The following is a 23,034-nucleotide window of genomic DNA, read 5'->3' as shown; positions in this document are numbered from 1 at the left end:
TTTTTTAGTATCGGGATGTAGCTCAGCTTGGTAGAGCACCTGGTTTGGGACCAGGGGGTCGCATGTTCAAATCGTGTCATCCCGATTTTATGCTTATGCGGGTGTAGTTCAATGGTAGAACTTTAGCCTTCCAAGCTAATAGCGTGGGTTCGATTCCCATCACCCGCTTATGTTATGAAGAAGTCTTTGCAGATGCAGAGGCTTTTTTATTTTATATTCTTTCGCACGAAGTAGCACATATTTATGTAGAGTATTTGGTTACTGAAAAGAGCCAAGACCCCTTGCAATCCAAATAGGGAGGTCTTGGCTCTTCTTGTTTACCTCTGTGGATTAGATGCTTCTAAGACGCATCTGCTATTGTTACGTGATGTGACCACAATTTAACGTTCGTTATGGTCGGTCACTCTTTTACGCATGCCAGCTAATCCAAGCAGTCCCAGCAAACCGAGCCATCCCCAGCTCATACCATTGTCGCGGTTGGTTGTTGTGGCGTTAGCACGAACACTGTTGGTGCGATAGTCACCATTGTTGCGGTAATTTCCATCCATGTTCAAGTTGGTGTTTGTGCGATCGATGTAGTTGGTGTCCTGATAAGACTGGACACGTGAGCCGGTTGTATCCATACCTTTGGTCATATGACCATCAGCAGCAGCAGGGCCAGCCATCGCGGCTACCAGAAGCACGGAAGCAATAATTGTAGTACCTTTCTTCATCATTTGGATTCCTCCTTTTTGGTAAGAGCTATAAATTAATCTGCCCAAGAAGACAAGGACAATATGTAGAAATGGTCTGTTAAGATATCCCTTTGACTATAGAGGAGTAACAAAGTACATAAGAAACTCGCCTAATAAGCAGACTGTAGTAGGAAGAAAATTTATAATTAAATCTTTAATTTATTGCGTCACTGTGGTAAAGTATACAAAAGCTTGCTTTGCCGGTCATGTTTCTTTGTATATCATCTGTTCTCAATCAATGAAATTATGCGGTTTAACCTTTACAATCAAGTACATGGGATCATATCTATAAGAACTGTATAATTATGAATTTTTAAGAATAGGTATGAGACTTTGGAGTATCTAAAGTACGTGAAAAAGGTATCATGCAACAGCATATGACCATTAATTGAAGCAGAACAAGAAAATGAATAAAAAAGCGTGTTTTTGTGCTGTAAATCGGGGATAATCCCCATTTTTTCTAGTAGAAAAATAAAGATTTTCGTACCATTTTATTGTATGATGTTATGAAGGTGTCAAATTTACGTGTACGAATGGAACGATCAGATGGGAGGATAAGCATGACTGAAACTATGGTAACCGCCAGCAAAAGCCAATCCAACAACCTGCTTCGGCGAGACGTGCGGTTCCTGGGCAATATACTCGGGGAAGTTCTTGTCCATCAAGGCGGCACGGAGCTTCTAGATATCGTTGAGAAGATTCGGGAAACGAGCAAATCGTTGCGTGCAGAATTTTTGCCAGAACTCTATGCAGAGTTTAAAACGATGATCCAGGAATTAGACTCGGACAATCGTCATCAGGTTATTCGGGCTTTCGCTATTTATTTTCAATTAGTTAATATTGCTGAACAAAACCATCGGATCCGGCGTAAACGGGATTATGAACGTTCTGCAGGGGACGCTGTGCAGCCAGGATCGATTGAGAAAGCAGTACAGGATCTTAAGGAACGTGGATTGTCTCATACAGAGGTGGAAGAGATTCTAGACGATTTGTCGTTGGAACTCGTTATGACAGCTCACCCAACCGAAGCCATGCGCCGGGTTATTCTGGACATCCACAAACGGATATCCGAAGATGTCATGCTACTTGATAATCCTACGCTGACGTTTCGTGAACGTGAACAGTTGCGAGAGAAGCTGCTGAACGAGGTTATTACCCTCTGGCAAACAGATGAACTTCGCGACCGTAAACCGACTGTACTTGATGAAGTGCGGAACGGGATGTATTACTTTCATGAAACGTTGTTCCACGTACTTCCGGATGTATATCAGGAGTTGGAACGCTGCCTGAACAAATTTTATCCTGACCATGACTGGCATGTGCCGACGTATTTGCGGTTCGGTTCCTGGATCGGTGGAGACCGGGATGGAAATCCTTCGGTAACTTCAGATGTAACATGGCAGACACTGTTGATGCAACGCAAGCTGGCTTTGCGTGAGTACCAACGGATTATGATTGAACTTATGGGCCATCTCAGCTTCAGCACGAACATCATCCATGTATCGGATGAGCTGGTGCAGTCGATTGAGCAGGACCGCAATTCTGTTACATTGAAAAAAGTGGATATTTGGCGGAATGAAAAAGAGCCATACCGCATCAAATTGGCCTATATGATTGCCAAGTTGAACAATGTACTGGATGAGAACAAATTAGGTCAACCTGACCGTTATCATAGCGCTCAGGATTTGATTGATGATCTGATGATTATTGATCGAAGTCTGCGCCATCATTTTGCCGATTACGTAGCGGATACGACTATTCGCAAAATGATTCGTCAAGTCGAGTTGTTTGGTTTCCATACCGCAGCATTGGATGTGCGTCAGCACAGTAAGGAACATGAAAATGCGATGTCAGAGATTTTGGCGAAAATGAACATTGTAGAAGATTATGCACGTCTGACAGAGGACGGTAAAATTGATCTGCTTGCTCGTTTGCTGGATGATCCGCGTCCACTTACTTCTCCTTATCACCAATACACGGAAGGAACCAAAGAGTGTCTGGATGTCTTCCGTACCATTAAACGTGCCCAGAACGAATTTGGGACCGGCTGTATCACAAGTTACCTGATCAGTATGACGCAGGGCGCAAGTGATTTGCTGGAGGTTATGGTATTTGCGAAGGAAGTGGGCTTATTCACCAAAGGACACAATGGTGACGTTGTATCTACACTTCAAGCGGTACCACTGTTTGAAACGATTGATGATCTACATGCGGCTTCGGACATTATGGAGAAGCTGTTCAACCTTCCTGTATACCGCGCAAGCGTTAGAGGACGGAATGAACTGCATGAAATCATGCTTGGTTATTCAGACAGTAACAAGGATGGCGGAGTGGTTACAGCCAACTGGGAACTGCGCGTAGCAATGAATGCGATCACGGCTGTAGGTAATGAACACGGCGTTAAGCTGAAGTTCTTCCATGGACGTGGCGGAGCTCTTGGACGTGGCGGCATGCCACTCAATCGCAGTATTCTTGCTCAACCACCGCATACTATTGGCGGAGGCATCAAGATTACAGAGCAGGGAGAGGTTATTTCTTCTCGTTACTCCCTTCAGGGGATTGCATACCGTAGTCTGGAGCAGGCAACCTCGGCTTTGATTACAGCAGCACTGAATGGTCTTGAGCCGCAAGAATCAGAATCCGAGCGTCATTGGGACAGCATCATCAAAGAGATTTCGGAAGTCTCCCTGACGAAATATCAGGATCTGATTTTCCGTGATCCAGACTTCTTCACTTTCTTCAAGGAATCCACACCGCTTCCAGAGGTGGGTGAACTGAATATTGGTTCACGTCCGTCCAAGCGGAAGGGTAGCGATAAATTTGAAGATCTGAGAGCGATCCCTTGGGTATTTGCATGGACGCAAAGTCGTTATCTGCTTCCGGCATGGTATGCGGCAGGAACAGGACTGCAAAGTTACTATCAGGACAAAGAGGAAAATCTGATTGTCCTGAAAGAAATGTATGCAAGCTTCCCATTCTTCCGCACACTGATTGATACGGTTCAGATGGCTGTAGCGAAGGCAGACCTTGTAATTGCCAAAGAATATTCAGCAATGACTTCGAACAAGGAAGCCCGTGATCGTATATACGGTCAGATCGAAGCCGAATTCAAGCTCACAAAAGAGCTGATTCTGAAAATTACCGGAGAAGCTGAAATTTTGGATGATGTACCGGTTATTCAAGAATCCATTCGTCTTCGTAACCCTTATGTAGATCCGTTGTCCTACATGCAGGTTCAACTTTTGAGCGAGCTCAGAGATATGCGTGAACGTGGTGAGGATGATACGGAGCTGCTTAGAGAAGTATTGCTGACCATCAACGGTATTGCCGCAGGGCTGCGTAATACAGGTTGATTATTGAACTGATGCATATGAATGATTCATATGTAACAAATTACTCATTATTTTGTTAACTAAAAAGCTCCATTCTCTGCTCTACGGAGTGAGAGGTGAAACGGGACTCCTACGGGAGTTCCCGTTTTTACTGTTTTTGGCGGATATTTGTCATACAGTCTTGATTTTTGACCAAAGTTGATTTACGATTTGATTGGTGAATTACAAGTGTGGACGGGTATCAGAAGACGGAAGACCCATCAGCATGTCTGGGGGAATAAGGGTGGACAATTTGGAGAACAGGCTTGTGAGACTGGTGCTCAAGGGCGACCAGAGAGCCTTCGCAGAAATCGTTGAACTATATAAGGACAAGCTATTTCATTTGGCATACCGGATGCTGAACAATCGTCATGAAGCTGAAGACGTTGTGCAGGAGACGTTTTTGCGTGTGTTTCGTAATATGGAGAAGTACGATCCGAACCAGAAGTTTTCAACCTGGATTTACCGGATTGCGACCAATCTGTGTATTGACCGACTGCGCAGAAAGAAACCTTCATACTCTTTGGATGCTGAGCTGAATGATCAGGAAGGATCTGATGGTTATGCGATGCTCCCGAGTGATGATCGTACACCCGAGAGTGAAGCGCTTCTGTCAGAAACGCAGACACTCATTCGTGAGGCCATTGACAGTTTGCCAGCCAAGTATAAGTCCGTTATGATTCTGAGATATTTACAGGACTTGTCGCTACAGGAAATCAGTGATGTGACAGGTATGCCCGTAACAACGATCAAGACACGCGTTCATCGGGGCCGTGATTTTCTACGTAAAAAATTGGAGTATAAGTTATAAATGTTAAACGCCTTTAAATCTGGGCGAAATTATTTGAAACATATCCGAAACGGATGCGTATGTAATGTATGCAAGTCTTATGCGTGCTATTTAATGGCTCATGGACTAAGTGATTTAAGAAAGGATTGGCTCTCATATGGATTGCAACTCGGCCGTCTCTTTAATGCATGAATGTTTGGATGAGTCGTTGTCCCCGGCCCAGAAGGTTGAACTGAAAAGTCACCTTGTGATCTGTCCGGATTGTCGCATGCGCTTTAAAGAGTTGGAACAGACGGAAATGCTACTCTTTGCCATGAAACACTATTCACCGTCTGCCTCTGATGAGCTGACCAATCGAATTATGAATGCTCTGCCCCAGCCCAAGAGACAGCAAGTATGGCTCAAATGGGTCAAAGGACATCCCGCGCTGACGGCGGCAGCCTTCTTTTTGGTCGTGATGCTCTTTAGCGCCTTGAATTTCTGGAATCAGAACAACGAAATGGTCGTTAAGGGAAATAATCTGGACCAGATCGTGATTCAAGGTAACACGGTTATTGTTCCTGAAGGTAAGTCAATTGCTGGCGATCTTACGATAGAAAATGGAACCGCACAAGTATATGGTGATGTGAACGGCAATCTGACGGTTATCGACGGACAACTGTTTCAGGCTTCAACGGCGCATATTTCAGGTCAGGTGAAAAGTATTGATCAGGCGCTGGACTGGTTCTGGTACAAAATAACCAATATGGTAAATGAAGTGGCTTATCGCTAGAACAGGGTAAAATCTTCAATGGTATATACCAAGCAGGGTACCTCCAGATTGCATGGGGTACTCTTTTTTTATACGAAAACTTTGTAATTCATGGTAAATGTGATGTTTATGTGCAGTTTGAGACTGCCGTAACTTGCAACCTGAACGTTAACGTTATAACCTAGATAGTAAAGAGAACATACTACTACATATAGATACGCATTTTGCACAAATCGAATGAAGCAAAAATGCGAAGATAAAGGATTATATAAAATCCTAATGGGTTAATATGAGATCAGGGTTTACTCATCAATGGGGATAGCGGGGGCTGGCTTATGAATTATTTTGCTGACTTAACGTGGACAGAGTCCATTAAGGACGTTATCGATATATTGATCGTTACCTATATTATGTACAAACTGATTTTGCTTGTGCGGGGTACGCGTGCGGTTCAGCTCCTAAAGGGCATTCTGTTCCTTGTGCTGATCTGGGCATTAAGTACGTGGCTAAACCTGTATACGCTCAAATGGTTGATGAACCAGATGTTTACGTTTGGTGTCGTTGCGGTGTTCATTATCTTTCAGCCGGAACTGCGCCGTGGTCTGGAGCAATTGGGGCGCGGTAAGCTGTTTGGACGTTCAGCGGCAGCGAGTGACGAAGAATTAACGGTGTTAATTGGTGAGATTATTAAGTCTGTTAATTATTTGTCACGGCGTAAAATTGGCGCATTGGTCGTATTTGAACGCGAAACGGGTCTGAACGATTACACGGAATCGGGCATTAAGATGCACTCTCTGGTCAGCTCCGAGCTGATGATTAACATCTTTATTCCAAATACACCGCTCCATGATGGAGCGGTCATTATACAAGGAAAACAGATTTCGGCGGCAGCGTGCTATTTGCCATTATCAGAAAATCCGTTTATCAGTAAAGAATTAGGAACACGCCACCGTGCAGCAATCGGGATTACCGAAGTTGCAGATGCGATCTGTTTGGTTGTCTCTGAGGAGACAGGACAGGTGTCGCTGGCGATGAATGGGCAGGTCGTTCGTGATATTAAGGAAGAATCGCTGATTGCCAAACTGTATGAGGAGTTGCGCCCTACATCCAATCTGAAAAAGAATGGCTGGACAACCTTCTGGAAACGGAAGGGAGGACGTAACAATGGATAAGTGGTTTAACAATAATAACTTTGCCAAAATACTTGCACTTGCGGTGAGTCTGCTGCTATGGTTCATGATCCATCTGGATGAAGTACCGACCACTCCTACGATTACGACAGGCTCAACCAACAAAGTTGTGGAACGTACGGTGTCTGTTCAACCTTATGGATTAGACAGCAACAGCTATGTGCTTACTTCATTAAGTACGGATGAGGTTCGGCTGGAGATCAAAGGGCAGCGCTCGATGCTAACATCGATTTTTACCAATGACGATTATAAGGTACTGGTCGATCTAAGCCAGGTGAAAGATGGGTCCAATACACTGCCGCTGGTACCTGATCTGCCTTCCGGGGTAGAAGTAGTCAGCATGGAGCCTTCTATGGTTACTGTGAATGTAGAGAAATTGGGCACCAAATCTTTTAATGTGAATATTGTACCCGAAGGGGAACCATCCGCCGGATACAGCGCTGGAACGCCCGTTATTGAGCCTTCAGCTCCGGTTAAGGTAACTCTGCCCGAAGGGCAACTTGAGGCTGTAGCGAAGGTCCAGGGCAGTGTGAGCGTGAAGGATGCCAAGGAAGATATTATACAGAAAAAAGTAAAGCTTCAGGCATACGATGCTGAAGGCAAAGTCCTTGAAAATGCGATTATAACGCCTCAAACGGTTGAAGTCCGGGTTCCGGTCAATCAGCCCTATACATCTGTACCCTTAAGGATCAAATATTCGGGACAGCTGCCGGAAGGCCTGGTACTCTCCACGGTAGAGCCAAGCGTGAAAGAAGTCTCGGTTTATGGATCAGAGGATGCGCTTGCGGGTATACAGTCCTACGACCAAGTAACCCTTGATCTGACGCAGTTTGATCAGTCAGGTACGTCGACAGTTAACGTGGACTTGACGCCGCCTTCCGGTTTTGAGAAAATCGAGCCTAGTTCGATTCAGATTAAGGTAACCATATCCCCATTTGATGAGGCAGAGGAGACGACTAAAGTCTTTCCGAACGTCCCCATTACGCTTACCGGTGCGGGGAATGGACTGGAAGGTACGCTGGTTACACCGCGAAGTGGTGGTCTGAACCTCACACTTACAGGCTCAGCAAGTATGCTTGAGGGTCTAAGTAGTGATGATCTAACGTTGACCGGGGATCTTGCTGGACTTGCGGTTGGAACGCATGAGATCAAGCTTGAAGCGGACCTGCCTCGTTTTGCCAAACTGGATGAATCATCCAATGCTTTGAGTGCGACGGTCAAAATTAGCGAAAAGGCTGAAGACACAACGACCACTCCTGGCGAAGATCCAACTGACGAAGGAACGGTAGCGCCTGACCCTTCACCAGCCGAGGTCGAAAATGGGCAAACGGACCCTGTTCCTGATGAGGAAGAAACGGAATCGAATACGGATAATCAGGATCAGGGCCAACAGGGAAGCACGACCAATCGAGGAAATTTAAACAACAATAACAATGGTACTGGCAGTAAAAGTGGCTCGAATCCGTAAACGTTCTAATTTTAAAATTCTTAAAAATAATAATAGTGCTCGTATATGATGCGAATAGAAGGAGTTAAATCATGGGGAAATATTTTGGTACAGACGGTGTAAGAGGGGTTGCCAATAAAGAGTTAACGGCAGAGCTGGCTTACAGCATTGGACGTTGTGGTGGTTACGTGCTTGCAGGTGGTGTGGAAAGACCGAAAGTGGTTATCGGCATGGATACTCGTATCTCGGGATTGATGTTGGAATCCGCACTGGTTGCAGGTCTGTTGTCCATTGGCGCTGATGTGATTCGTCTGGGCGTTGTATCCACTCCGGGAGTGGCGTATATTTCACGTTTGTTGAAGGCTGACGCGGGCGTGATGATCTCGGCTTCCCACAATCCGGTTGAGGATAACGGAATCAAGTTCTTTGGCGGTGATGGCTTCAAGCTGTCTGATGAAACAGAGAACAAGATTGAAGAACTGATGGATGCGGAGACAGATCAATTGCCACGGCCAGTTGGTGGCGGTCTGGGTACCGTAACGACGGATGAAGAATCCCGTTATCGTTACCTTGATTTCCTGAAAACGACTGTAAATGAGTCGTTCTCTGGTCTTAAAATTGTTTTGGACTGTGCAAACGGAGCAGCTTATGAGCTGGCACCGAAATTGTTCAGTGAACTTGGTGCAGAAGTCATTGCCATTGGCGCGGAGCCTACCGGCCTGAATATTAACGAGCAATGTGGATCAACTCATCCAGAGAACCTGAAACAGGAAGTGCTCAAACATAAAGCGGATCTAGGTCTTGCTTTTGACGGGGATGCGGATCGTCTGATTGCTATTGATGAGACAGGCGCTGAGGTGGATGGAGACTTCATTCTGTGTATCTGTGGTGATGCGATGAATCGTGCAGGCAAGTTGAAGGACAATACCGTTGTATCGACCGTTATGAGTAACATCGGATTCTACAAAGCAACGGAGAAACTTGCACTGAAAACAGCTAAAACGGCAGTAGGTGACCGTTATGTGATGGAGGAAATGCGACGCGGCGGTTACAACCTGGGCGGAGAGCAGTCTGGCCATGTTATTTTCCTGGATTACAATACAACCGGAGACGGTATGTTGACTGCGATTCAACTCGTGGATACGCTCAAGGCCTCCGGTAAAAAACTGAGTGAACTCAAAGCGCTAATGACCCAGTACCCACAAGTATTGGTCAATGTGCGTGTTGAAGATAAGAGTAAATACGAAGGCAATTCTGCGATTGAGCAAGCTATTGCTACAGTAGAACAACAACTCGGCGATAATGGGCGCGTACTCGTGCGTGCTTCAGGTACTGAATCCCTGATCCGTGTTATGGCGGAAGGACCAGATAAAGACGAACTTGAACAATTTGTGTCTCAAATCGCAGATGTAGTGCAAAAAGAACTGGTATAGGACTGGAAGAAATCCCTTCTGCATACGGTTCTCTAAAGGGAATTGTTGTGTATAAAGGTGATAATATAACAGGATTTAGGACTTATAGTGGAATATACCTGCGTCCCGGCCTGATGAGACCATGGGTCCGTTTATCCGGTCGGGATTGTGGGTAAATATGCTGAAATTGTCACAGGTACTTTGCTCCATTGCAAAATGGACCTGACGTGCATATAATGAGTGGAGTCGTCATTCAGACACAGAAAGTGAGGGACGTAAGGTTACAGTTACACAAGCGCCAGAGCTTGGAGTTGCGCGGGAAGATGTTGATCAGGATTTCTTCGAGGGATGAATGTTTGTTCGGTTCAAGTAACCGATCAACAATCATCCTGGGTTGAAGGAAGGCTGATTAACATCAACGGCAATCAAGCTGACGAGGTGGAGGTGTTCGGATTGTTCGGCGGGGACCTCCCGGTGAAGCACCAGAGCCGTAAACCGGATTGCGGAAAATGGATGGGTGACTGTCCACACAACGCGCCGGTGTAGGTGCAAGAGTTAAACTAAAATTCAAATGAATGTGCGTGAAGAGCGTAAACAGTACGCGGACGGGAAAATGATGTACATTCATGATTGCATTCATAACAGCTTATGATGACTGCGGGGCGACACGAGGTCGCTCTAATCATTGATAATTGAATAGGTAACAAGTATTCATGAAACGTTAGGCAATCACTCATTTTTCCGATATGCCGCCTCTGCCTGTTTCTCTTCGTGACACAGTATTCATATACAAACGGAGGAAATAAATTATGTGCGGTATTGTTGGATATATTGGTAATAAGAACACTCAATCGGTATTGGTCGAAGGGTTGAAGAAACTCGAGTATCGTGGGTATGATTCTGCAGGTATCGCGGTATTCACACCGGAAGGTCTGCAAATCACGAAAGCTCTGGGTCGTCTTGCGAATCTTGAAGCCAAGCTGGATGGTGCACCACTGGTAGGTAATGCCGGAATCGGACACACACGTTGGGCAACTCATGGTAAACCATCGGATGAGAACTCTCATCCACACACGGATGGAAGCCAGAAGTTCTCTGTGGTGCATAACGGTATTATTGAGAACTACCTGGATCTGAAGGACGAATTGATGGCTCAAGGTCACACGTTCACTTCCGAGACAGATACTGAGGTTATCTCTCACCTGATCGCACGTGAATACAATGGTGATATCGTTAAAACAGTGCAAAAAGTAATCACGTTGTTGCGTGGCGCATTCGCACTGGGTGTATTGACAGAGCATGAGCCTGAAAAACTCGTAGCTGTGCGTCAAGCAAGCCCATTGATTATTGGTATTGGTGAAGGCGAAAACTTCATTGGTTCCGACATCCCGGCAATTCTGGAACATACACGTAACGTGTACATTCTGAATGATGGTGAAATGGCTGTATTGACACATGATGCTGTCGAATTGATGACGATTGAAGGCAACTTTATTTCTCGGGAAATGATTCGTGTCGATTGGGATGCTGTAACCGCAGAAAAAGGCGGATTCGAGCACTTCATGCTTAAAGAAATTCATGAGCAACCAAAAGCATATCGTGATACAATGCTGGGTCGCATCGATAATGAAGGTAAAAAGGTTCAACTTCCTGAGTTGAAAATGACTGAAGAACAAATTAAAAATATCCGTAACGTTCAAATCATTGCATGTGGTACAGCGTACCATGCAGGTCTGGTTGGACGTACAGTGATTGAGCAATTGGTGCGTATTCCGGTTGAAACAGATGTGGCTTCCGAGTACCGTTACCGTTCCCCAATCGTGCACAAAGATACACTCGTAATCGTAGTGAGCCAATCCGGTGAAACTGCCGATACGCTTGCTGCATTGCGCGAAGCACAATCCAATGGCGCACATGTACTGGCAATCACGAACGTAGTGGGCAGCTCCATTGCACGTGATGCAGATGATGTTATCGCAACATTGGCAGGTCCTGAAATTGCAGTAGCTTCTACCAAAGCGTATACTTCGCAGTTGATCGCGTTCAACTTGCTTGGTCTGTACCTTGCACAAGTTCGTGGTACTCAATCTGCAGAACAGATTGAACACACGCTGGCAGCGATGCAAGCATTGCCTGAGCAAGTGGAATCCATGTTGGAGCAAGCGGAAGCAATCAAAGGATATGCAGAGCAAATCTCCAAACATGAACATCTCTTCTTCATCGGTCGTGGTCTTGACTATGCAGTAGCTCAAGAAGGATCTTTGAAGTTGAAAGAGATCTCTTACATTCACTCCGAAGCGTATGCTGCGGGTGAGTTGAAACACGGTACGCTTGCATTGATCGAAGACGGTATCCCTGTTATTGCCCTGGCAACGCAGGAGAACGTACTTGAGAAAACAGTGAGCAACATTAAAGAAGTGAAAGCACGTGGCGCGGATGTATTGGCAATTACGTACGAAGAGCATGTAGCACCATTGCTGAAATCCGTAGACCAAGCGTTTGCCATTCCTAAGACGTTGCCACTCTTGAGCCCGGCTCTGTCTGTAGTTGCGTTGCAATTGCTGGCATACTACGCTTCCCTGGCACTGGGTCACGATGTGGATAAACCACGTAACCTGGCGAAAAGCGTAACGGTTGAGTAAGATTGGCTGTTAAATTTTTATAGCATTTAATGTTCAGTTACATTATAGTTGGTAAATTGACATTATAGTTTGACAATTGCCATTATAGTTGGTAAATGGACATTATAGTTGGTAAGTGAAAACGACAATCAAGATTAATAAAAACTAATAACTTATAGTGTAATACTAAACAGTCCTGATGATTAAATGTCATCAGGACTGTTCTTTAATTTAAGGAGGCTGTTGATTTGTCCACTATTGGAGAACGAATTAGAAGCATCCGTAAGCTACATAAGTTAAATCAAACGGAGTTTGCTGTAATCATTGGGGTTTCTCAGGGAACACTGAGTGAGTTGGAACAAGATAAATATAAACCATCGTTAGATATAATTATGGCAATTCATAATATTTTTAAAGCAGATATCTATACGTTAATTTTTGGTTCAGAACAAGTAAATGATCCAAGTGCTATTAAAGGACTTGTAGAAACAGAAATTACACTACTATCAGATTATAGGAAACTAACACTAATGGACCAGGATGAAATTCTTGACTTTATTAAATTGAAAATTCATCGATATAAGAAGAATTAGAGATGAAAAAGATCAGATCGTTCTCCTAGGAAAAGATAAGTTAAGTTAAATGTGCATTGGGCTTACAAACAAAACTTACAGGGATACATTGAAGATTCTTTTTTTATAAAAAGAGATGAAAATAAAAACATAATATTTAACAAAAATAAGGGAACTTTTGTTCCCTTATTTTTGTTGCGATGATATAATGTACTTAACAGTTAACGGAATAAAATAACGATAATAGGAGTGGGTCTTTAATGGTTCATTGTCAAACTCAATTCATTGGATTTCATGATGCAATTAAATTAAGTGATGAAAACGAAACACTCCAAAGCAAAAGAAAGATCATTTTAGACCGACTCAAAGATAAAATGCCTAGTAGTGCCTATTCGTTTGAGGCCTTTAATCAAGGGAGTTATGCGATGAAAACAGGCATTAAGCCACTAGATGGAAATAGTTATGATATTGATCTAGGGCTGTATTTTGATATGTCTAAAGATGATGTGGCAACACCAGTTACTGCGAAAAAATGGGTGTACGATGCCTTGGAAGGTCATACAAATGACGTGAAGATGAAGCATCCATGTGTAACTGTTAAGTACCAGGCTGGTTATCATGTAGATGTAACCATTTATGCTGCGTCTAATGAAGACGAGAAGATTTACTTAGCAAAGGGGAAACTGACTACTAAAGAAGAGAACCAAAGCTGGAATGAATCAAATCCTAAGGATTTGATTGAAGAAATTCGCTGTCATTTTACGGAAGCTGAAGATCGAAAACAATTCCGGAGAGTTATTCGATATCTGAAACGCTGGAAAGATGAACAGTTTAGTGAATCGGCAAACGGACGACCAACAGGTATTGCTCTCACAGCTGCTGCATATCACTGGTTGGATGTTAAAACAGAAGTTGTAGACTCATTTTCAGGTAAAACGGAATATCGTGATTTGGATGCCTTAATTTATCTAGTTAAACAAATCATTGCTCAATTTACGGATGAGTACGTGATGGAAGATGGTAATTTTGTAGCTTATCCTCGCATTAATATTTATCTTCCTGTCGAACCTAAACCAGATCTATGTGAACGTATGACTCTCAAGCAAATGAAAATATGGAAAGAGAAGCTTGAGAAGCTCCTTTTGGTATTAGAAGAAGCAAGAGAGTGTGTAGAGCCAAGTGAAGCTGCAGAAATCTTAAAAGGACAGTTTGGTACGGACTTTCCTGTTCCTGTTAAAAAAGATACAGGCAAGAGAGCTCTCACACCGGCCTTAATCCCATCTTCTGAATCGGCACTTTAGGGAGGACAAGTGTTTGGGAATATTAGAGACTACAATAGAATATATCCGGGCGTATGGGCAAGATGAAGTTACAGCACTCAAGAGAGTGAATGAATTCGAAGAGTCTGATTATAGATATGCATCTAATGTATTTGAGATAGAAACTATGATTCTGGATGCTCCCTTTACACTGGTAGTTGCTCTTCCTGAGTATTTTCCCTCTTGTCTCCCTAGCTTTTTTGACCATCATAAGCAAAGTGGATTCATTCCCCATGTGGAAAAGGATGGATTTATCTGTTTTACACAAAACGAAAACATGGTAATTGACGAACGTTTTCCTGGTGCAATCGTTTTAGAATGTCTAAAAAAGGTCAAATCGGTTTTGGAAGAAGGAATTAAGGGAGAAAACAAAAACGATTTTTTAGAAGAATTTGAAGTGTACTGGTCCCGAGTTAAACCTTATTTCAGTGCAATTTGTATGCTTGATGATAGTAAGAAAAAAACAAGAGAAATAGCAGTTTACAAAAAGCCGAATTCTATAGGGGCTTCTATTATTCTAATATCTGAAGTGAATCACAATCCTAAAGATTATGTACACGCTATTTTTAATGGGGATGTTGAAGGTATTGAAACACAGAGGGGAATTTTTGTTTCACTTGAAATGGGGAGTCAAGTTCCCCCACCTGAGACAGATAAACCATGGACGCTTGATGATTTTCAAGATTATATTATACCTCAACTCTCTAAAGAGAATAAGAGTAGGTTGTTCCGACTTCTTCATCGAACTCCAAAAGCTGAGCTCAGAGAAGAGTTTATTGTCATCAGTATCCCTATTGATGATAAACGTACTTCAATGTTTGGTGTACATCTCTCAATCAATTACCCGTCGGTGATTACTAAATCTACAGCAGGAAAAACATTCCCCGCTCATTTAACTCAGTCCACGTTTAGAAGCTTTAACATTTCGCGTCATAATCAGAAATATATGTTACAACGGACAGGTGGGCATTCTACTTATAACAGTAAACATGCTGTAATCATAGGTGTTGGTGCTGTTGGGAGTCCGGTGGCAGTAGGGTTGGCTAAATCCGGTTTTAACAAATTGACTTTAATTGATTATGATTTTTTAGATGCAGATAATGTATATCGACATGAACTTGGAGTCAATCGTCTTTATCATAAAAGAGATTCCAGTTATCACTACCAAACTAAAGTCTGGGCTATGCATAACGAAATTAAAGCCAGGTATCCATTTACTGAAGTTTTTCCAATAGTTCGAGACATTCGAGCTATATTATCAGAGATGGATTGGGAACGTATCGATCTTATTGTTGTTTGTATAGGGGCACCTAATACTGAAATGATGATTAACCAATTCTTGAAAAAAATAAAACATCCCCCACCTGTAATTCATGCATGGCTCGAACCCTTAGGAATAGGCGGGCATGTACTTGTCACAAATAATGGTCAAAAAGAAGGGTGCTATAAGTGTTTATTTCGACCAATCAGTGATCATGTACCCATTTCTAATCTATCCTCTTTTGCAGAACCTAACCAATCCTTTACGATTTCATTAACAGGATGCGGATCTTATTTTACACCTTATAATTTTCTGGATAGTGAACAAACGGCTAATCTTGTACTGCGAACAGCTCATAAAGTTTTAGATGGAACACTCGCGGGCAATCCGATCTTGTCTTGGAAAGGCGAAGATAACTTGTTCTTGAAAAACCATTATAGAGTTAGTGCACGTTACCGTATGAGTGAAGATATGTTGTATGAGAAGCGATTCGAGTATATAGATCCGCATTGTCCCCACTGCAGTGATGGAGTAAAGCATGATTAATCATCTGGATCCAGTCATACTTGATATGGGAAATAAACAAAAGCTGAAAATAGATTCAGCAGCAGTAGCGCTCATGTTGCATTTCAGGCAAATGGAATCCGAAACTCCCGAGTCTGGTGGTATCATGATGGGTAGAATTCTCGAAGAGAATTCATCTCCAATGATAGATGAGATAACTGTTCCAATGGAAGGGGATATCCAGAGTCGAACACGTTTTTTACGACAAGCAGAGCATCATCAACAAATCTTTACTCTAAAATGGGAGGAAAACGAAGGAAGACTATTCTATTTAGGGGAGTGGCATACACACCCTGAACGAGTCCCAACTCCTTCATCAACAGACACAAAAAATTGGAGGAAAATCTTTTTAAGCAGCAATCAGAGCATCGATTATCTACTATTTGTTATTGTGGGCACTGAATGCTTAAAAGTCTGGAAAGTTGGAAAAAAACCTCGAGAAAAAGTAAAAATAACACTAGTTGGGAAAATACTATTTAAATAGATCTGGAGATGATAACAATGAGTGAAGACCGTAAAAATAGTCGTAGAACACTAGTTTCTGCTGAAAGGAATCATCTTTGGATGGTCAGTGGTGGGATTTGTACTTTTGAAGGTTGCTCTGAAAGACTCGTTGCTGAGACAGATGGGAAATTGACCAATGTGGGTCAGGCAGCACATATCATTGGTCACAGTAAAGGTGGGCCACGTCATGAATATGCTGAAGAGTTTGGTTTCACCGATGAATCCCTAGAGGATGTAAAGAATCTGATGTTAATGTGTTATAAGCATGCCAAACTTATTGATGATAAGCACTCTAAAGACAGTTATTCGCCAAAGGTTCTGTTTGATATGAAAAGTAAACATGAAGCTAGGGTACGTAGTTGGACCGATGAAAAGAAGAAGAGTTTAGCAATTGTGCATAAACGATTAGGGCCACCTCTAACCACTTTACCAATCACTACAAATTCTTCTAATATCATTCTTGAAGCAATTGAAGACCAGACAGTATTTGATGATCCTTCAGTTGAAGGTTGGGAGCAGGGAAGACACGCTAACGAACAAATATATCGTAAATTCATGGATCTCACCCAAATTGGAGAGTACGATGTAGCTGAGGTCTATCCGCTATCACCGATCCCGTTATTGATTCATTTAGGCAAGTTACTCTCTGACACGATTCCCTTAACTGTGTATCAATATGACAGAGAATCAGCATTCTGGGTGAGCGGAGTTCCTGAAGGAGAAACGCTAGAGAAAATTGATCCGAAGGCCACTTTTACCAATAATGATTCCAATGAATTGGTAGTTACCATAGCTGTAAGTAGTGCTATATTTGATGAAGATATTGAGGAAGTGTTAGGAAAAGATAAAGACAGGTTGGAAATTACAATAGACAATCCGCACTTGAAAAGATTGATTTACCGTGAACAGGTTCTAGAAGTTCAGAAGTTGTTCAAGAACGAGACAGAAAAGTTATTTGGTCAGAAGAGGTATAATCGCATTCATTTATTTTATTCAGGACCTGCAGGTTTAGCGATTGAGCTGGGACGTAGTATTCACCATAGTATGTGGCCACAAGTTTCTCTTTACAATTTTAATTATAAGGAAACACCTAGATATCAACATGCATTTGTAATCTAAAGCAAAAAGCAATCTCTAATGAGGTTGCTTTTTTTGTAAGAAAAAAAGGTTTAAAAATAAGAAATTAGTTAATACATGATCCTAACTTGAGGAAAAGGGGGGGGGGATTGGGAGTGCCTTTCAAAGCTTTGCAGGAATTTGTAGAGAACTTACAGTACAGTAAGATGGTAAAGCTAAAAAAATGTATGGATCTACTTCGAGTATCTATAGGAGAAGATCAAATCAAACGAGGCTTAAAGCGAATGGAGTGGACTGAATTAGGGATTGTCGGTTCATTTAGTTCGACGAATGTATATGAAAAGCGCAATAAGGAATTAATGGAGTGCTTCGATAATCATGGGGTAATAGGTCAAGTCATGAACATAAAATGGAGGGAACTACTACCGGATGAACAGTTGCTTATTTCAGGCCTATGTAAATCAAAAGAGCCCTATGTACGATTCACTCCAAAAAGAACCAAGAATGATTCTGCTGATGACTTTGATGGTTATCAGTCCAAACTAGCGAGCCAATCGATTCACTCGCAGTTAATCGAATGGAAATCAAATAAATGGCTGTATAACCGTTTGTTCGACTCGTGGGTGATTATTCGTAAACGAGCTCTTCAGGAGCTATTGGAACAAGAAAAACGTAAAGAGATCTTACCAGTCGGAAGTATTTCTTTGATTCAGTCCGATCCCGAGATAAGCTCTTTACACGTGCAAAAATATCTGGGAAATGAACCACTTATAAGTCGCGGTCGTGTGGATATGTCGAAAGTAAAAGAGTATGCGGCAAGAGGATTTTTTTCTCTACCTGAGATTCAGCAGCTTCAGAAAATATCAGATGTACGAAGCGCATATAGCTTAATGGAACTCACCAGGGAGCGGAGGCTAGTCGCTCATATGCATCAGAAACATATTGTATATTCAAAGTTAAGTCGAGAATCTAAGATATAGGAGTGTTCTGAAATATTAGTTGTATTTTGCAATTAAATAGGTATAATGAATGATTATATACCGATGTTTGAATAAGGGGAGGAGAAGTGTATGCTGATACGACGAGCAACGGTAAAGGATGCTTATGCTTTAGCGTCTATTTACAACCAGGCTATCGAAGAACGAAATGCAACGTTTGAGACAGAATCTCGTAGTATTGAGGATCGAGAGCAGTGGATATTAAATCAAGGGGAACGATATCCGATTCTGGTCGCAGAATTGAATGATCTAGTACTCGGATTTGCCTCAGTTTCAGCTTACCGTGCACGAAATTGTTACGATGGAGTTGGTGAGTTCTCCGTGTATATTGATCGTCAGTCACGGGGGCAGGGCGTGGGCCGTAGATTGCTTGAAGAGTTGATACTTGAATGTAAGAATATAGGGTATTGGAAGCTGGTCTCCCGAGTTTTTGACTTTAATGTAGCAAGTAGAGCTCTCTGTAAACGGTGCGGTTTTCGGGAAGTAGGTGTGTATGAGAAACATGGCCAATTAGATGGTCAATGGCTGAACTGTGTAATTGTAGAAAAAATTATGGACACGACAATCCATTAGAATTTGTCTAGATCCTTAATGATTCGAAAGGTATTCATTTTTTTTTGATTAAATACTTGCAAAATACAAATAATTCTTAGGAGATAGGATATGGAACAGATCTGGAATGTTATTGTCATTGGTGGGGGCCAAGCGGGGTTGGCTTCGGGTTATCATCTGAAAAAGAAAGGGATATCCTTTCTAATTTTAGAGGCGGGTGAAGATGCAGCCGGGGCCTGGCCCCAGTATTATGATAGCCTTAAATTGTTTTCCCCAGCAGTGTATTCATCTCTGCCAGGGTTACCCATTACATTTCAGGGTAAACGCTACCCGAATCGAGATGAAGTCATTCAATACTTGAAGAAATATGCCACTCACTTTGATTTACCTTTGGTTTATCATAGTCGTGTTGAGAAAGTTTCCAAAGAATCTGACTATTTCAGAGTGGAGACTTCCACCGGAAAGACCTATTTTGCTCGAAATCTGATCTCAGCAACTGGCTCTTACAGCAGACCCTACACGCCTTTAATCGATAAACAAGATGAATTTAAAGGTTCCATTATCCATTCTGCGACCTATAGCACACCAGATTCATTCCGAAATCAAAAGGTTGTTGTCGTAGGAAGAGGGAACTCAGCAGTTCAGATTGCTATGGAATTATCGGAGATAACCGATACCACACTTGCTGTGCGAGAACCGGTAGCACTCATTCCGCAACGTATCTTAGGTCAAGATATTCACTTTTGGTTTAAGGTCACTGGCGTGGATACGGTATGGAAGTTTGGGAAATCATTCGCCAATGGGTCATCCGTTTTGGATCTGGATGGATATAAGCAGCGACTTAAAGAGGGGAATCCGAAACAGAAGAAAATGTTCACGGCTTTTCATGAGAACGGAGTTATCTGGTTGGATGGTAAGAAAGAAGAAGTGGATTCCGTGATTTTTGCTACAGGTTACCGCTCTAATGTTTCTTATATTGAAGCCGTGGGTGGGCTCGATGCACAAGGAGAACCCTTGCAAAAGAATGGAATTAGCACGACTGTGCCGGGACTCTATTTCGTAGGTCTGTCTGGTCAGCGCTCCTTTGCTTCAGCCACACTTCGTGGCGTTGGGCCGGATGCTGCATACGTGATCAATCATTTAGAGCAAAAAACTAAATAGTAAATTTGAGTGGAGGGAATAAGATGATTACAATAGAGCTTTTTGATACCGGCGCTTGCTGTTCTACGGGTTTAACCAACCCAGAAGGTAAGATGGCATCGATACAACTTGCAGTTGCGATTAGTAATTTATCTCAGAACGGGTATGACGTACGTGGATACAGTTTGCTTAAAGATACCGCTGAATTTGAATCGAATCACGAGGTGAAGGATCAGCTCTTAATGGATCCCCACAGTTTACCCATAACTCTGGTGAACGGGACAGTTGTAAAGACACATGCTTTACCTACTGCCCAGGAACTGTCTCAGTGGACGGGAGTATCTATCGAGGAACTCACGGGCAAGAAATCCATGAAGTAGTCATCACCAATCAATAGAGGAGGAGTACACATGGAATATGGTTATGATATTAAAGTGATGAAATACACACCTTATCTTTTCTTTACCGGCAAGGGCGGTGTAGGCAAGACCTCTACGGCATGCACAACAGCCGTGGCTCTGGCAGATCAAGGTAAACAGGTTTTATTGGTCAGTACGGATCCAGCATCTAACTTACAGGACGTATTTGAAATTGATTTGGATATGAGTCACAAGCCGATTCCAACCGTTCCAAATCTGTATGTTACGAACTTGGAGCCTGAAGCAGCTGCAATTCGATATCGTGAAGATGTTGTTGGCCCTTACCGTGGCAAACTTCCGGATGTCGTCATTCATCAGATGGAAGAACAACTATCCGGATCTTGCACCGTCGAAATAGCCACTTTTAATGAATTTTCCAATTTGCTAACGGATCCGAATTTATTATTGTCCTATGACCACATCATTTTTGATACAGCACCGACAGGGCATACCCTTCGCCTTCTGCAACTCCCTAATGCATGGAATGAATTCCTTCATAATAGTGATCAAGGAACAACACAGGGAGGACTTCTAGCAGGTCTTAATCGGCGCAAAGAAGTGTATAAAAAAGCAGTAGAAACGTTAACTGACCCAAAGAGAACGACTTTGATACTTGTAACCAGACCGGATGCAGCACCACTGAAAGAAGCAGCCCGGGCATCAAAAGAACTATCTCAATCAGGAATGAAGAACCAGACGCTTATTATTAACGGTTACTTGAAGCCTTCTCCTGTGGGTGGAGATGATACGGCTATTGCGTATTCACGACGACAAGAAGAAGCATTAACTGCGATGCCTGATTCATTGAAACTTCTTCGCCAATATGTTGTCCCACTCGTTTCGTACAATGTAACAGGCGTTGAGCACGTCCGTAAATTATATAAAAATGAAGAAATCAGTCCGCTTCCTGACGTTGTCTTACCGGAAATGAAGGCGAGAGGTCTTTCTTCTATTGTGGATGATATTGTAGAAAGAGGACAGAGCGTTGTATTTACCATGGGAAAGGGCGGCGTGGGTAAAACAACGATTGCCTATGACATTGCGATTGCTTTAGCTCAGCGAGGTAAAAAAGTTCATTTAACGACTACGGATCCTGCGACAGACCAGAATCATAGGCTACCTCTAGAGTTAAAGCAATTATTCACTATAGACAAGATAGATCCGAAACTGGAAGTGGAGAAGTACCGTGAGGAAATATTGAAAAAGGTTCGAAATACAATGGATGAACAGAGTGTAGCTTATGCAGAAGAAGAATTAAACTCACCCTGTACTGAAGAAATTGCAGTATTCCGCGCCTTTGCTGAAGTTGTCGATCGTGCAGATGAGGAAATAGTTGTTATTGATACAGCACCTTCGGGGCATACATTGTTATTACTTGATGCAACGCAATCGTACCACAGAGAAATATCCAACTCATCCGGGGAAGTTCCGTTGTCCGTTCAGAATCTTCTACCTCGTTTAAAAAATGAACAGGAAACAGCCATTGTTCTTGTCACACTTGCAGAGAATACACCTGTTCTGGAGGCCGAGCGGCTTCATGCTGATCTACAGCGAGCCGGAATCCTGCCGAAGTGGTGGATTATTAATCAGAGTTTGAGACTTACAGGCACCTCGGACCCTGTTCTTATGAATCGTGCTGCAAATGAAAGTACTTGGATTGCTCGGGTACAACAACAGTCTAATAACCACTTCGTCATTCTGGCATGGAAACCTGTAGACAAAATATAGTGGTTTAGAGAACAACGAACACAATCTGCGCTTGTATAGTTGCAAAATGCAAATATAAAAACTATAATGGGGTTCAAGAGGTGGTAATGTTGCCAGAACTTCAAAACACAAGAGAGCTATTGCAAATCATGGTGCGCCGGTTCGGCCTGCTGGATAAAAATTGTTGCACGGTTGGAGAGCAGGAAATATCGTTGATTCAAAGCCATATTCTATACGAAATTGATCATCAATATGAGCCATCCATGCAACAAGTTGCCGAAACCCTCGCGATGGATATTACGACCTTTAGTCGTCAAATTCAGACATTAATTAAGAAAAATTTGGTTCGAAAAACCCCACTACCTGAAGATCGGAGAGTATACATTCTCAGTTTGACGGTCGAAGGGAAATTTGTAACAACGGCTATTGATTATCGGATGAATACACATCTGGATGAGGTCTTCTCCTTCATGACGGATGCGGAAAAACAAACCGTCATTCAATCCGTGAAACTACTCAATGAGAGCATGCTAAAATCTAAAATGTGTTGTACGCCTTTGGGGTGATGGAGCTGCATTCCCCCTTGCGTATATTCAATACTTGTA

At 42.7% G+C, this 23,034-nt stretch carries 20 protein-coding genes and 2 tRNA genes; 21 read left to right on the top strand and 1 reads right to left on the bottom strand.

Translation table 11 applies throughout. The features are described 5' to 3' along the window. Positions 1 to 11 precede the first annotated feature (11 nt). Both OM416_RS22895 and OM416_RS22890 read left to right on the top strand, forming a co-directional pair. Positions 12 to 85, top strand: a tRNA-Pro gene (locus OM416_RS22895). 12 nt (positions 86 to 97) lie between these two features. Then, positions 98 to 168, top strand: a tRNA-Gly gene (locus tag OM416_RS22890). Between the two features lie 212 nt (positions 169 to 380). Here the strand turns inward: OM416_RS22890 and OM416_RS22885 are convergent. After that, positions 381 to 716, bottom strand: a complete 336-nt coding sequence (locus OM416_RS22885) for a WGxxGxxG family protein (RefSeq protein ID WP_264933315.1) — start codon at positions 714 to 716, stop codon at positions 381 to 383. Between the two features lie 578 nt (positions 717 to 1,294). On the opposite strand from OM416_RS22885, the gene ppc reads away from it, so the two are divergent. The 19 genes from ppc to OM416_RS22790 all read left to right on the top strand — a co-directional run bounded on the left by ppc (position 1,295) and on the right by OM416_RS22790 (position 22,995). Then, positions 1,295 to 4,087, top strand: a complete 2,793-nt coding sequence (ppc, locus tag OM416_RS22880) for a phosphoenolpyruvate carboxylase (RefSeq protein WP_264933313.1) — start codon at positions 1,295 to 1,297, stop codon at positions 4,085 to 4,087. Between the two features lie 262 nt (positions 4,088 to 4,349). Beyond that, on the top strand, positions 4,350 to 4,916 hold the full coding sequence (gene sigW / locus OM416_RS22875; RefSeq protein WP_264933311.1) for an RNA polymerase sigma factor SigW: 567 nt from the start codon (positions 4,350 to 4,352) through the stop codon (positions 4,914 to 4,916). Positions 4,917 to 5,052: 136 nt separating this feature from the next. Next, positions 5,053 to 5,667, top strand: coding sequence for a zf-HC2 domain-containing protein (locus OM416_RS22870; protein WP_017692118.1), 615 nt, complete (start codon positions 5,053 to 5,055; stop codon positions 5,665 to 5,667). 314 nt (positions 5,668 to 5,981) lie between these two features. Then, positions 5,982 to 6,818, top strand: coding sequence for a diadenylate cyclase CdaA (cdaA, locus tag OM416_RS22865; RefSeq protein WP_017692119.1), 837 nt, complete (start codon positions 5,982 to 5,984; stop codon positions 6,816 to 6,818). Continuing rightward, on the top strand, positions 6,811 to 8,304 hold the full coding sequence (locus OM416_RS22860; protein WP_264933304.1) for a YbbR-like domain-containing protein: 1,494 nt from the start codon (positions 6,811 to 6,813) through the stop codon (positions 8,302 to 8,304). The genes cdaA and OM416_RS22860 overlap by 8 nt, the downstream gene beginning before the upstream one ends. Before the next feature lie 71 nt (positions 8,305 to 8,375). Then, the gene (gene glmM, locus OM416_RS22855) at positions 8,376 to 9,716 is read left to right on the top strand and encodes a phosphoglucosamine mutase (protein WP_264933302.1); all 1,341 of its coding nucleotides are present in this window, start codon (positions 8,376 to 8,378) and stop codon (positions 9,714 to 9,716) included. A gap of 327 nt (positions 9,717 to 10,043) precedes the next feature. Then, positions 10,044 to 10,241 (top strand): hypothetical protein, encoded by a 198-nt coding sequence (locus tag OM416_RS22850; protein WP_264933300.1) that lies wholly within the window; start codon positions 10,044 to 10,046, stop codon positions 10,239 to 10,241. Positions 10,242 to 10,504: 263 nt separating this feature from the next. After that, positions 10,505 to 12,337, top strand: a complete 1,833-nt coding sequence (gene glmS, locus OM416_RS22845; RefSeq protein WP_264933298.1) for a glutamine--fructose-6-phosphate transaminase (isomerizing) — start codon at positions 10,505 to 10,507, stop codon at positions 12,335 to 12,337. A 227-nt stretch (positions 12,338 to 12,564) separates the two neighbouring features. Continuing rightward, on the top strand, positions 12,565 to 12,909 hold the full coding sequence (locus tag OM416_RS22840; RefSeq protein ID WP_264933296.1) for a helix-turn-helix domain-containing protein: 345 nt from the start codon (positions 12,565 to 12,567) through the stop codon (positions 12,907 to 12,909). Positions 12,910 to 13,148: 239 nt separating this feature from the next. Continuing rightward, positions 13,149 to 14,189, top strand: a complete 1,041-nt coding sequence (locus tag OM416_RS22835; protein ID WP_264933294.1) for a nucleotidyltransferase — start codon at positions 13,149 to 13,151, stop codon at positions 14,187 to 14,189. Positions 14,190 to 14,202: 13 nt separating this feature from the next. After that, the gene (locus tag OM416_RS22830; protein ID WP_264933292.1) at positions 14,203 to 16,014 is read left to right on the top strand and encodes a ThiF family adenylyltransferase; all 1,812 of its coding nucleotides are present in this window, start codon (positions 14,203 to 14,205) and stop codon (positions 16,012 to 16,014) included. Beyond that, positions 16,007 to 16,516 carry a Mov34/MPN/PAD-1 family protein gene (locus OM416_RS22825; RefSeq protein ID WP_264933290.1) on the top strand — a complete coding sequence of 170 codons (510 nt, stop codon included), beginning with the start codon at positions 16,007 to 16,009 and terminating at the stop codon, positions 16,514 to 16,516. Before OM416_RS22830 ends, OM416_RS22825 begins: the two co-directional genes overlap by 8 nt. Positions 16,517 to 16,533: 17 nt before the next feature. After that, on the top strand, positions 16,534 to 17,655 hold the full coding sequence (locus OM416_RS22820; RefSeq protein ID WP_264933288.1) for an SAVED domain-containing protein: 1,122 nt from the start codon (positions 16,534 to 16,536) through the stop codon (positions 17,653 to 17,655). 107 nt (positions 17,656 to 17,762) lie between these two features. Then, the gene (locus tag OM416_RS22815; protein ID WP_264933286.1) at positions 17,763 to 18,593 is read left to right on the top strand and encodes a hypothetical protein; all 831 of its coding nucleotides are present in this window, start codon (positions 17,763 to 17,765) and stop codon (positions 18,591 to 18,593) included. A gap of 90 nt (positions 18,594 to 18,683) precedes the next feature. After that, complete coding sequence (locus OM416_RS22810) at positions 18,684 to 19,184, top strand: arsinothricin resistance N-acetyltransferase ArsN1 family A (RefSeq protein WP_264933284.1); 501 nt, start codon at positions 18,684 to 18,686, stop codon at positions 19,182 to 19,184. A 90-nt stretch (positions 19,185 to 19,274) separates the two neighbouring features. Continuing rightward, on the top strand, positions 19,275 to 20,324 hold the full coding sequence (locus tag OM416_RS22805; protein ID WP_264933282.1) for an NAD(P)/FAD-dependent oxidoreductase: 1,050 nt from the start codon (positions 19,275 to 19,277) through the stop codon (positions 20,322 to 20,324). Between the two features lie 23 nt (positions 20,325 to 20,347). Beyond that, complete coding sequence (locus OM416_RS22800) at positions 20,348 to 20,683, top strand: arsenic metallochaperone ArsD family protein (protein WP_264933280.1); 336 nt, start codon at positions 20,348 to 20,350, stop codon at positions 20,681 to 20,683. Between the two features lie 30 nt (positions 20,684 to 20,713). Next, positions 20,714 to 22,450 (top strand): arsenical pump-driving ATPase, encoded by a 1,737-nt coding sequence (arsA, locus tag OM416_RS22795; protein WP_264933278.1) that lies wholly within the window; start codon positions 20,714 to 20,716, stop codon positions 22,448 to 22,450. Positions 22,451 to 22,536: 86 nt separating this feature from the next. Next, positions 22,537 to 22,995, top strand: coding sequence for a MarR family winged helix-turn-helix transcriptional regulator (locus OM416_RS22790; RefSeq protein ID WP_264933276.1), 459 nt, complete (start codon positions 22,537 to 22,539; stop codon positions 22,993 to 22,995). The last annotated feature ends 39 nt before the right edge of the window (positions 22,996 to 23,034 follow it).

The organism is Paenibacillus sp. LS1 (assembly GCF_026013365.1).
GTDB lineage: Bacteria > Bacillota > Bacilli > Paenibacillales > Paenibacillaceae > Paenibacillus.
Note: the sequence above shows the minus strand (reverse complement) of the source record. Positions and strands in the feature narration are given on the sequence as shown.

What these genes read in the sequence shown, in the direction of transcription:
- OM416_RS22820 (WP_264933288.1), top strand. Translation starts at nt 16,534, where the DNA reads ATGAGTGAAGACCGTAAAAATAGTCGTAGAACACTAGTTTCTGCTGAA.
- OM416_RS22800 (WP_264933280.1), top strand. Translation starts at nt 20,348, where the DNA reads ATGATTACAATAGAGCTTTTTGATACCGGCGCTTGCTGTTCTACGGGT.
- OM416_RS22870 (WP_017692118.1), top strand. Translation starts at nt 5,053, where the DNA reads ATGGATTGCAACTCGGCCGTCTCTTTAATGCATGAATGTTTGGATGAG.
- glmS (WP_264933298.1), top strand. Translation starts at nt 10,505, where the DNA reads ATGTGCGGTATTGTTGGATATATTGGTAATAAGAACACTCAATCGGTA.
- OM416_RS22790 (WP_264933276.1), top strand. Translation starts at nt 22,537, where the DNA reads ATGTTGCCAGAACTTCAAAACACAAGAGAGCTATTGCAAATCATGGTG.
- OM416_RS22885 (WP_264933315.1), bottom strand. Translation starts at nt 716, where the DNA reads ATGATGAAGAAAGGTACTACAATTATTGCTTCCGTGCTTCTGGTAGCC.
- OM416_RS22850 (WP_264933300.1), top strand. Translation starts at nt 10,044, where the DNA reads ATGAATGTTTGTTCGGTTCAAGTAACCGATCAACAATCATCCTGGGTT.
- ppc (WP_264933313.1), top strand. Translation starts at nt 1,295, where the DNA reads ATGACTGAAACTATGGTAACCGCCAGCAAAAGCCAATCCAACAACCTG.
- OM416_RS22835 (WP_264933294.1), top strand. Translation starts at nt 13,149, where the DNA reads ATGGTTCATTGTCAAACTCAATTCATTGGATTTCATGATGCAATTAAA.
- OM416_RS22810 (WP_264933284.1), top strand. Translation starts at nt 18,684, where the DNA reads ATGCTGATACGACGAGCAACGGTAAAGGATGCTTATGCTTTAGCGTCT.
- cdaA (WP_017692119.1), top strand. Translation starts at nt 5,982, where the DNA reads ATGAATTATTTTGCTGACTTAACGTGGACAGAGTCCATTAAGGACGTT.
- glmM (WP_264933302.1), top strand. Translation starts at nt 8,376, where the DNA reads ATGGGGAAATATTTTGGTACAGACGGTGTAAGAGGGGTTGCCAATAAA.
- OM416_RS22805 (WP_264933282.1), top strand. Translation starts at nt 19,275, where the DNA reads ATGGAACAGATCTGGAATGTTATTGTCATTGGTGGGGGCCAAGCGGGG.
- arsA (WP_264933278.1), top strand. Translation starts at nt 20,714, where the DNA reads ATGGAATATGGTTATGATATTAAAGTGATGAAATACACACCTTATCTT.
- OM416_RS22860 (WP_264933304.1), top strand. Translation starts at nt 6,811, where the DNA reads ATGGATAAGTGGTTTAACAATAATAACTTTGCCAAAATACTTGCACTT.
- OM416_RS22825 (WP_264933290.1), top strand. Translation starts at nt 16,007, where the DNA reads ATGATTAATCATCTGGATCCAGTCATACTTGATATGGGAAATAAACAA.